The organism is Actinosynnema sp. (genome assembly GCF_052038725.1).
In genome coordinates, this window is record NZ_JBQGCX010001515.1 from 1 (window position 1) to 10318 (window position 10318).

Below are 10318 nucleotides of genomic sequence, written 5' to 3' on the forward strand. Positions count from 1 at the left end.
CGGCAGATCGAGTCGAAGACGATGTCCAAGCTGCGCCACCCGTCGCGCTCGCAGGTGCTGCGCGACTACCTGGACTAGGCAGGGGCGGAGCCGGGCGGTCCGCCCGGCCGCGCCGCGGGAGGGCCCGCACCCACGGGGTGCGGGCCCTCCGGCGTTCCGGGGGGGCTCAGCCGACCTCGTCGCCGATCGGGGCGACGGGCACCGGGCCGGTGACGGGGGCGGGCCAGGCGTGCTCGCGGGAACCGCCCTGGCAGCCGGGCAGGGCGTTGCCGCCCGCGTCGAGGAACTCCAGGTCCTCAGGCGCGCCCCGCAGGGCGCAGGTGACGCCCTCGCCGGGGGTGAACCGGATGACGAAGAGGGTCTCGTCGGCGACCGGCGCCCGCCGTTCGGCCGCAGTCACGGTGAGCTGCTCCGGGGTGCAGGCGTCGTCCGGCGCCGTCGTGCTCGGGTCAGCGCTCAGGTTCGCGCTCACCCCCGACGTCCCGACGCCCTCGGCACGGAGGCTCCGCCGGGAGCGTCCGGTAGCGCGGTGGGTCCGGGGTCGCCCCCGGTTCCGCAGGCCGACAGGACGATGGCGGTCACGACGGGCGCGATCAGGTGCGCTGGGCGCACATCTCCCCTTCCGTGCGGGACACATCCCGCAGTCGTCACCCGGTTTCCCGCAGTGACCGGCGACCAGTCCCGCACTGCGAAAGAGACGCACATCACACCACCGTTCGGTGCCGTCCCGCGTGGAGCTGCCGTTGGTGCGGGGGACGCGTTCCGCCCGGATCGTGGGCCCTGCGGGGCATGTTCGCTCTCGGCGGACGTGTGTGCGACCCATCACACGGTCAGCCCCGCAGAAACCTCCTTCCGGAGCAGTGCTGGGCCTCCCGGCCCCGTTGCGGCTGGTCCAGGCGTGGTGGCCTGACAGCGGAAAGTGATCGCAGGGGTGCCGAACCGGTGGTGACGCGGGTTCGAACACCGGATGGCGCGGGTAAGAGTGGGAGTGACGCGGGTCGCCACGGCCCAGGGAACACTGACTTACGCCCGTGCGTCTGCAAGAGTGGAAGCAAGCGAACACCACGCGCCAGCCAGGTGCGGCGTTGGTCGCAGCTAGGTGTGAGGCACCGATCCCCGGTGCCGGGACGGAGGGAGATTTCCATGACTACTACGCTCACCCGCCCCGCGTTGACCGCTGCCGACCGCTGCGACCGCTGCGGGGCCGCTGCCCAGGTTCGCGCCGTGCTCCCCTCCGGGGGCGAGCTGCTGTTCTGCGGGCACCACGCCCGCGAGCACAGCACGAAGCTGCGCGAGCTCGCTGCCGAGCTGCAGCAGGGCTGATCCGGTGGGCCGCCGAACAGGCGGCCCTGACACCCAAGCCGTCCGGGGCGGGGTTCGACGCGGTGGGAAAGCCGCGCTGGGCCCCGCTCCCCTGCATCCGGGGGACCGCCGTCCTCCGGTCGCGGGGCCCATTCGGACGGTGCAGGGGTCCTCGGAGCGGGAGAACGCGGGAACAGGTCCCGGACGCCGATCCGTCGCCGCGGCGCGGAAGAGGCGCGGGTCAGGCAGGGGCGCGGCCGGACGTGGTCGCGTCGTCGGTGGACGCGCGGAGCGGGCGGCTCGCCCGAGCGCGTGGACCGGAAGTCCTTGGGCTGTCAGTGGAACGCCGCGCTCGCGGGGCGACAACGTTTGCGGCACCGGCGAATCGTGGTGCGCGGAGCCCGGAAGCGTGTGCGGCGCCGGGAGATCCGGCTCCGGGAAGTCCGCTGCGGAGATCCAGCGCGGGAGATCCAGCACGGGAATCCGGCACGGCGCGGTCCGGCTCCGGGAAGTCCGAACAGGACCCGCGCGGGCGGCGGTCAGACCAGGCCGAGCACCGGCTCGAACGCCAGTTCCGCCGCGCCGATCAGCTTCGCGTCGCGCCCCAGCGGTGAGCTGGTGATCCTGGTGCCGCCGATGGCCCGGCTGACCAGGCTGCGCTCGCGCACCACCGCCCGCACCCGGTCCACGACCGCGTCCGGCAGCACGGCGAGCAGGTCGCCCAGCACCACCAGCTCCGGCCCGAACATGTTGACCACCGTGACCAGCCCGAGCGCGAGCCACTCGGCGAACTCGCCGAGCCGGTGCTCCACGGAGGACGGGTCGGCCGCCAGCGAGCGCAGCTCGGCGACCACCGCCCCGCGCGGCGCGTCCTCGGGCAGGGCCAGCGCGCGGCACAGCGCCGACTCGCCGACCTCGGTCTCCCAGCAGCCCCGGCACCCGCAGTAGCAGGTGCGCCCGTCGGGCCGGACCAGCATGTGCCCCAGCTCGCCGACGTACCCGCCCGCGCCGCGCAGCGGGTGCCCCGACGAGATCACCCCTCCGCCGACGCCCACGTCGGCGGAGATGTAGACGACGTCCGACGCCCCGCGCGCCGCGCCCCGCAGGTGCTCGGCCAGCGCGCCCAGCTCGGCGTCGTTGCCGACCTGGACGGGCGCCTTCAGCACCGCCTCCAGGCGCTCGCCCAGCTCCACCTCGGTCCAGTGCAGGTTGGGCGCCTCGTGCACGAGCCCGTCCGAGCGCCGCACCACGCCCGGCACCGAGACGCCGACCGCGACCGGGGTGACGTCCAGCTCGTCGGCCAGCAGCTTCGCCGAGTCGGCGATGTGCGTGATGACCTCGGCGGGCTGGCGGGAGCGGTGGTGCAGGTTCCACGAGTCGCGGCCGAGGATGTCACCGCCCAGGCCGATGACGCCCATCGCGACCTGCTCGACGCGCACGTCCACCGCGAGCACCACGGCGGCGGTGGGCTGCGGCAGCACCAGCAGCGACGGCCGCCCGGCCCCGGAGCGCTGCGCCGGGACCCGCTCGGCGACCACACCGGACTCGGCGAGGCCGTCCACCAGCGCCTTGATCGTGCTGCGGTTGAGCCCCAGCTCAGCCGCCAGCTCGGCCCTGGTGGACGGTCCGTCGACGTGCAGCCTGCGCAGCAGCGCGGTGCGGTTGTGCCTGCGGACCTCGTCCGGCCGGGCACCCGCGGTGGGGGTGGTCACGTCAGCGCGGGGACGCCGCCGCTCGGCGCCGGGACAGCGCGTCGACGCTCGCGGCGAGCAGCAGGACCAGTCCGGTCACGATGAACACCACGGCCGCGGGCTGCTTGAGCAGGCCCATGCCGTTGGTGATGGTGGCGAGCACGGCGCCGCCGATGACAGCGTCCCGCAGGCGGCCCTTGCCGCCGAACAGGGAGGTACCGCCGATGACCGCCGCACCGACCGACAGTAGCAACGTGTTGCCGCCGCCCGCGTTCGGGTCGACGGACCCGACCTTGGACGAGTAGACGATCGCGCCGATGGCCGCCGCGCTGGAGGCGATGACGAACACGCTCATCCGGATCTGCGGCACGTTGATGCCCGCGCGCCGGGCCGCCTCCTGGTTGCCGCCCACCGCGTACACGTGCCTGCCGTAGCGGGTGCGGTCGAGCACGAACGTGCCGATCACCAGCAGCACCAGCACGATCGGCACCACGTACGGCACGCCCTGGATGACGACCAGGTCGCTGACCGAGCGGTTGAGGGTGAGCGCGTAGGTGGCGGCGGCGCCGAGCACGACGACCAGCCCGACCCTGACCAGCACCAGCGGGGTGGGGCCCGCGACGAGCCCCCTGCGCAGCCGGGAGAAGTGCTTGCCCAGCACCACGGCCGAGAACCCGCCCGCGGCGAGCACGAACAGCACCCAGCTGCCGGTGGTGTCGAGGTTGCCGTTGGCCACCTTGAACAGCACGTCGTCGTTGAGGCCGAGCGTGCCGCCCTGGCCGATGAACTGCAGGATCACGCCGCCCCAGGCCAGGAACAGCGCCAGGGTCACCACGAACGACGGGATGCCGACGCGGGCGACCAGGAACCCGGTGATGCAGCCGATGGCCGCGCCGACGCAGACCGCGAGCAGCATCTCCACCCACGGGTTGGCGGGCACGCCGATCGCGGCGATCGCCAGCGCGACGGCGGAGAGCGCGGCGCCCGCCCAGATGCGCATGAGGGCGGCGAGCACGACGGCGAGCGCGAGCAGGCCGCAGAACACGTAGAACACCGTGTCCCCCATGCCGCCCATGAGGTTGCCGCCCTTGACCAGGTGCAGCGCCATGACCGAGGCGGTGACGCCGGACGCGGTGCCCGCGGACAGGTCGATCTCGCCCAGCAGCAGCACGAACACCAGGCCCATGGCGATGATCGTGACGCCCGCGCCCTGCGCGAGCAGGTTCGCGATGTTGCCCAGGGTCAGGAAGGAGTCGGACAGCGAGCTGAAGACGATCAGCAGCACGACCAGCCCGAGGAGGGCGGGCAGCGAGCCGAGCTCGCCGCCGCGCAGCCGCGCGAAGTAGTCGCGGACGGCCTCGCCGGTGGACCGGGAGGTGGTGTCGATGCCGAAGTCGGAGATGGCGCCGCCGTCCGGGCCGGCCTTCTCCGCGGTGGTGTTGGTCATGCTCGGGTCCTCACGCGGGCGGGGATCGGGGTCCGCCGCCTCGGGGCGGCTGGTGTCGCTGGCCATCAGATGGTCGCGCTCTCGGCTCGGGCGATGCCCAGGTCGCCGGAGCGGCCCGCGGTGATCAGCTCGACCACCTGGCCGTGCGTGACCTCCTTGGTGCTGACCTCGGCTGCCATCCGCCCCAGGTAGAGGCAGGCGATGCGGTCGGCGACCTCGCAGACGTCGTTCATGTTGTGGCTGATCAGCACCACGCCCAGGCCCTGCTCGGCGAGCCTGCGGACCAGGTCGAGCACCTGCCGGGTCTGCGCGACGCCGAGCGCGGCGGTGGGCTCGTCCAGCAGCACGACCTTGCTGTCCCACAGCACCGCCTTGGCGATGGCGACGGTCTGCCGCTGCCCGCCGGACAGCGAGGAGACCTGGGTGCGCACGGACTTCACGGTGCGCACGGACAGCGAGGTGAGGGTCTTGCGCGCGGCCTGCTCCATGTCGGCCTCGTCGAGCGTGCCGAACTTCCCGCGCTCGCGGCCGAGGAACATGTTCTGGACGATGTCCAGGTTGTCGCACAGCGCGAGGTCCTGGTAGACGACCTCGATGCCGAGCGCCGCCGCGTCGCGCGGGCCGGTGACGGTGACCGGCTCGCCCTTGAACAGCAGGTCGCCGGAATCGGTGGGGTGGATGCCTGCGATGCACTTGACCAGGGTCGACTTGCCCGCGCCGTTGTCGCCGACGAGCGCGGTGACCTCGCCTGCGCGAACGGTGAAGTCGATGTCGTGGAGCACGTGCACGGGTCCGAAGCTCTTGTTGACGCCGCGCAGTTCGAGAATCGGCTCGCTCACTGCTTGAGTCCTCACGGTGCTGGCCCGCCTCGGGCGGGACGTCCCCCGTTCAGGGGACGCCCCGCCTTCGGCGCGCGCGTGGGCTTGCTGGGTGGGGCTACTTGATGCCGAGCTCGGCGCAGACCGCGGTGGTGTCGGCGACGCAGATCTCGGAGGCCTTGACGAAGCCCGCGTCGACCACGGTCTTCACCTTGTCCTTGGTGATCAGCTGGGCGGTGAGCAGGACCGACTTGACGTCGCGGTTGCCCTTGGGGTCGTTGACCGTGCCGGAGGCGAGCTTGTCGGCGGCGGCGGTGTCGCCCTTGGCGAGCGCGGCGGCGAGCTTGGCGGTGGCGCCCGCCTCCTCGTCGATCGGCTTGAAGACGGTCATGTACTGGTCGCCGCGCAGCACGGCCTGCAGGCCCTCGGGGGTGGCGTCCTGGCCGGTGACCGGGACCTTGCCGTTGAGGCCGAACTTCTTCAGCACGGTGATGACCGCGCCGGCGAGCCCGTCGTTGGCGGCCACGACGCCGTCGACCTTCTGGCCGTTGGCGGTGAGGATCTGCTCGAAGGTGGTGCCGCCCTTCTGGTTGTCCCAGTCGTCGATGGGCTGGGACTGCACCAGCTTCAGGTCGCCCGAGGCGTACTTCGGCTTGAGCACGTTCTGCTGGCCGTTGTAGAAGAGCGTGGCGTTGTTGTCGGTGGGCGCGCCCTCGATCTCGATGACCTCGGCGCCCTTCTTGCCGGGGGCGAGCGCGTTCAGGCCCGCGACCAGGCCCTCGCCCTGCAGCTCGCCGACCTTGACGTTGTCGAAGGACACGTAGTACTTCGAGCTGCCGCCGAGGTTGAGGCGGTCGTAGTCGATGACCTGGATGCCCTGCGCCTCGGCCTTCTTGGCCACGGTCGCGCCGATCTCGCTGTTGGGCGTGGCGATGATCAGCACCTTGACGCCCGCGTTGATCATGCCGTCGGCGAGGGTGGAGAACTTCTGCACGTCGCCCTGGGCGTTCTGGATGTCGGGGTCCAGGCCCTCGGCCTTGAGCGCCTTCTCCAGCAGGGGCTTGTCGAAGCCCTCCCAGCGGGCGGAGGACTTCGTCTCCGGGAGGATGACGCCGACCTTCTCGCCACCCGATCCGCTGGCCGAGTTGGTGTCCGAGGTCGTGCTGCCACCCGAGGAGGTGTTGGCGCCGCACGCCGTCATGGCCACGGCGAGACCCGTGCCAACGGCGATGAGGGCGAGGCTCTTGGTCCGCATCCGCCATCCCTTTCACTGCGCTGTGTCTGCCGGCGGGCAGAAAATGTTGTGGCGCACAACGTATGTCCGGAAGGCCGGTGACCGGAAGCACACTAGATCGGTCAAGAGACACGAAGCGCTAACGGAGGTGTAACCGAACGGACATGGCGTTACGCCGAATGCAGCAGTAAAGCACCAGGCGTGATGAACGGCGACCGGTGCGAGCGCATCGACACGAACGGCCCAGCGGGTGCGCGGAGATCCGGATTCGGGGTGTGGCGGGGGCGCGGGAGGGGCGCGCGGACGGAGCACCGGGTGACTCGAACGGGGCCGCGCGGAGGGGGCGTCCGGGAGGGGCGCGGTCCGGTTCGGGAGGGGTTCCTGCCCGGAACGCGGGCCGGAAAGCCCGAACGGGCAGGGGGGGTGGGAGCGCGGGGCGGGCACGCGCGGGCGGCGCCCGGCAGCCCCGGAACGCCTGCGGCGGGACCCGCGCGGCGCGGAGTCCGGCCGCGGTCGCGGGTCGATTCCCCGCCCTGGCCGGTTGGCGCCACGGGCTGCGCCTCAAGCCGAAGCGCCCCAAGCCGGGCAGCGCTACCGCGCCGGGCGGCGCCTCAAGCCGGGCAGCGCTACCGCGCCGGGCGGCGCGCCAAGCCGGGCAGCGCCACCACCGGGCAGCGCCCCTCCCCCGACCAGCGCCCTACCAGGAGCGCAAAGTCGCGATGCGCTCTTCGAGCTGCTCGATCGACGCCATCGCGGTCGGCGGGCCGCCGCAGTACTCGCGGAGCTGGTTGTGGATCTTGCCGTGCGGCTTCTTGGTGCGGTGGTGGTGCATCGCGACCAGGGTGTTCAGCTCCTTGCGCAGCGTCGCGAGCTGCTCCTGCACGCTCGCCGGCCTGGTCACCGCCGGGGCCGCGGGGGCCGGGGCGTCGGCCTTGCGCTTGCTGGCCTCCACCAGCTGCTTCTCCTGGCGCTGGCGCAGCAGGGCGCGCACCTGGTCGGGCGCGAGCAGGCCCGGCAGGCCCAGGTACTCCTGCTCCTCCTCGCTGCCCACGTGCGCCGCCGTGCCGAACGACGAGCCGTCGTAGATCACCTGGTCCAGCTCGGCCGAGGCCCCCAGGACGGTGAACGCGCGGTCCTCCTCGCCCTCCTCGTCCTTGGTCTGGTTGGCCTGGGCGAGCAGCTCGTCGTCCCAGCCGTCCTTCTCCCGGTGCGGCTTGCCGAGGACGTGGTCGCGCTGCTGCTCCAGCTCGCTGGCCAGCCCCAGCAGCACCGGCACGCTGGGCAGGAACACGCTGGCCGTCTCGCCCTTCGCGCGCGAGCGCACGAACCGGCCGATGGCCTGCGCGAAGTACAGCGGCGTCGACGCGCTGGTGGCGTACACGCCCACGGCGAGCCGGGGCACGTCCACGCCCTCGGACACCATCCGCACCGCGATCATCCAGCGCTCGGTGGTGGCCGCGAACTCGGCGATGCGGCCCGACGCCTTCGGGTCGTCCGAGAGCACCAGGGTCGCGTCGTGGCCGGTCACGCGCTTGAGGATCTCCGCGTACGCCTTCGCCACGGTCTGGTCGGTGGCGATGACCAGGCCGCCCGCGTCCGGGATGCCGTTCGCGCGCAGCTGGGTGAGCCGCTTGTCGGCGGCCATCAGCACCGACGGCATCCACTCGCCGGTCGGGTCGAGCGCGGTGCGCCAGGCGCGCGCGGTCTGCTCCTGGGTCAGCGGCTCGCCGAGGCGCGCCACGAACTCCTCGCCCGCGCTGGTGCGCCAGTGCGCCTCGCCCGAGTAGGCCAGGAAGATCACCGGCCGGACCACGCCGTCGCGCAGCGCGTCGGCGTAGCCGTAGGCGTGGTCGGAGCGGCTGCGCTGGGTGCCGTCGGCGGCGTGCTCGTAGGAGATGAACGGGATCGGCGAGTCGTCGCTGCGGAACGGCGTCCCGGTCAGCGACAGCCTGCGCGTCGCCGGGGTGAACGCCTCGCGGATCGCGTCGCCCCACGACTTGGCGTCGCCGCCGTGGTGCACCTCGTCGAGCAGCACGAGCGTCTTGCGGTTCTCGGTGCGCACCCGGTGCAGCGTGGGGTGGGCCGCCACCTGCGCGTACGTCACGGCCACGCCGTGGTAGTCCCTGGAGGTGACCGCGTTCGTGTTGCGGAAGTTCGAGTCGATCGCGATGCCCGCCTCGGCCGCGGCCTTCGCCCACTGGTGCTTGAGGTGCTCGGTCGGCGCGACGATCGTCACGGCCTCGACCGTGCGGTCGGCCAGCAGCTCGGCGGCGACCCGCAGCCCGAACGTGGTCTTGCCCGCGCCGGGCGTGGCGACCGCGAGGAAGTCCTTCGGCCCGGAGGCGAGGTACTTGGTCAGCGCCCGGCGCTGCCACGCCCGCAGCGGTCGGGTCGACGCGACCTGGGGTGCGGACAACCTCGGACCTCTTTCTCCGTCGTGCGTGCGGGCGCGCTCGCGACGACCTGCGGCGAGCGGCGACATGCGAATGCCCTCGGTGCGGGCGACCGTCGAGGGCTCCGACAGCGTACCCAATCCCGACTCGCGGTTCAGGGAACGATGCCGCGAAAACACCCCTCATGCTCCATGCTTGATCCCGAGATGGGTTCGCCTACTGGGCAGGATGACCGCAGCGCGCCGGAGCGGCGCCCCCTGCGGCTGGTCGCGCGCACGATCACCAAGGCGTGGGAGGGCAACATCTTCTCGGAGGCCGCCGAGGCGGCCTTCTGGCAGGTGCTGTCGTTCCCGCCGCTGCTGCTGGGCCTGCTCGGCAGCATCGGCTACGTCGGCGAGTGGTTCGGACCCGAGGTGGTCCAAGCGGTGCGCGACAAGATCGTCTCCACCTGCCGGACGATCTTCAGCGGTGACGTCGTCAACGGCGTGATCACACCCACCGTCGACCAGATCCTGACGGTCGGCAAGGGCGAGATCGTGTCGGTCGGCTTCCTGATATCCCTGTGGGCCGGGTCGTCGGCGATGGCGTCCTTCGTGGACGCGGTCACCGTCGCGCACGGCCAGTACGGGGTCAGGCACGAGGTGTGGCAGCGCATCTTCGCGCTGCTGCTGTACGTGGTCAGCCTGGTGCTGCTGATCATCGGGCTGCCGGTGCTGGCGCTCGGGCCGGACGTGCTGCCCCGGTTCCTGCCGGACCGGTGGCAGCCCGTGGCCGAGGCGTGGCTGAGCGCGTTCTACTACCCGGTGATCGGGGTGCTGCTCGTGCTGGCGCTCGCGACGCTGTACAAGCTCGCGCTGCCCAGGAAGCTGCCGTGGCACCGGCTCGCGCCGGGCGCGGTGCTGGCGATGGTGGTGTTCATCCTGTCGTCGGTCGGGCTGCGGCTGTACATCCGGTGGATCACCACGACGGGCTACACGTACGGGGCGCTGGCGACGCCGATCGCGTTCCTGCTGTTCGTGTTCTTCATCGGGTTGGCGATCACGATCGGGGCGTACTTCAACAGCGCGATCCAGGAGATGTGGCCCGCGCGGATGACCCGGCGGCAGCGGCGGCGCTGGCGGCGGCTGGAGCTGGTGCGGGCGGCCGAGCGGATCATGAGCCGGGACGGCGGCGAGGCGGCCGACGACGCCGAGGAGCGGCGGGCGCGCGGCACGGGCCGGAAGGTCGCCGGGCGCGGCGGCAGCCGGGGGAAGGCCGCGGGGCAGGGCAAGACGGGCGGGCACGGCGGCGGCAAGAGCGGCAAGGGCGTGCGGCGGCGGGTCGCGGGCCGGGGTGGCAAGCGCGGCGGCGCGAAGAGCGGCTCCGGCGACTCGACGCAGGGCGGCGACCCCGGCGGCGCGGGCGGCGGTCCCGGCGACCAGGGCGCGGCCGGG

The 10318-nt window shown here is 72.6% G+C and carries 8 protein-coding genes; 2 read left to right on the top strand and 6 right to left on the bottom strand.

Annotated elements, in window-relative coordinates:
* Positions 1-166 precede the first annotated feature (166 nt).
* Positions 167-472, bottom strand: a complete 306-nt coding sequence (locus ACTUAL_RS31860) for a hypothetical protein (RefSeq protein ID WP_440902824.1) — start codon at positions 470-472, stop codon at positions 167-169.
* 671 nt (positions 473-1143) lie between these two features.
* Between ACTUAL_RS31860 and ACTUAL_RS31865 the strand changes: the two genes are divergently transcribed.
* Complete coding sequence (locus ACTUAL_RS31865) at positions 1144-1323, top strand: DUF7455 domain-containing protein (protein ID WP_015800348.1); 180 nt, start codon at positions 1144-1146, stop codon at positions 1321-1323.
* A 518-nt stretch (positions 1324-1841) separates the two neighbouring features.
* On the opposite strand, the gene ACTUAL_RS31870 is transcribed toward ACTUAL_RS31865, so the two are convergent.
* From ACTUAL_RS31870 to ACTUAL_RS31890, 5 genes are all read right to left on the bottom strand, one after another.
* The gene (locus tag ACTUAL_RS31870; RefSeq protein ID WP_096492109.1) at positions 1842-3014 is read right to left on the bottom strand and encodes an ROK family transcriptional regulator; all 1173 of its coding nucleotides are present in this window, start codon (positions 3012-3014) and stop codon (positions 1842-1844) included.
* A gap of 1 nt (position 3015) precedes the next feature.
* Positions 3016-4440, bottom strand: a complete 1425-nt coding sequence (locus ACTUAL_RS31875) for a sugar ABC transporter permease (RefSeq protein WP_440902825.1) — start codon at positions 4438-4440, stop codon at positions 3016-3018.
* A 65-nt stretch (positions 4441-4505) separates the two neighbouring features.
* Complete coding sequence (locus ACTUAL_RS31880; protein WP_440902826.1) at positions 4506-5279, bottom strand: ATP-binding cassette domain-containing protein; 774 nt, start codon at positions 5277-5279, stop codon at positions 4506-4508.
* A 97-nt stretch (positions 5280-5376) separates the two neighbouring features.
* Entirely contained in the window at positions 5377-6513 is a 1137-nt protein-coding gene (locus ACTUAL_RS31885; RefSeq protein ID WP_096492106.1) for a sugar ABC transporter substrate-binding protein, read from the bottom strand.
* 676 nt (positions 6514-7189) lie between these two features.
* The gene (locus ACTUAL_RS31890; RefSeq protein ID WP_440902828.1) at positions 7190-8974 is read right to left on the bottom strand and encodes a DEAD/DEAH box helicase; all 1785 of its coding nucleotides are present in this window, start codon (positions 8972-8974) and stop codon (positions 7190-7192) included.
* Between the two features lie 117 nt (positions 8975-9091).
* Here ACTUAL_RS31890 and ACTUAL_RS31895 point away from each other — a divergent pair.
* Positions 9092-10318 (top strand): YihY/virulence factor BrkB family protein (locus ACTUAL_RS31895; protein ID WP_440902827.1); only part of this gene is annotated, 1227 nt, incomplete at its 3' end.

What these genes read in the sequence shown, in the direction of transcription:
- ACTUAL_RS31865 (WP_015800348.1), top strand. Translation starts at nt 1,144, where the DNA reads ATGACTACTACGCTCACCCGCCCCGCGTTGACCGCTGCCGACCGCTGC.
- ACTUAL_RS31875 (WP_440902825.1), bottom strand. Translation starts at nt 4,440, where the DNA reads ATGACCAACACCACCGCGGAGAAGGCCGGCCCGGACGGCGGCGCCATC.
- ACTUAL_RS31885 (WP_096492106.1), bottom strand. Translation starts at nt 6,513, where the DNA reads ATGCGGACCAAGAGCCTCGCCCTCATCGCCGTTGGCACGGGTCTCGCC.
- ACTUAL_RS31890 (WP_440902828.1), bottom strand. Translation starts at nt 8,974, where the DNA reads ATGTCGCCGCTCGCCGCAGGTCGTCGCGAGCGCGCCCGCACGCACGAC.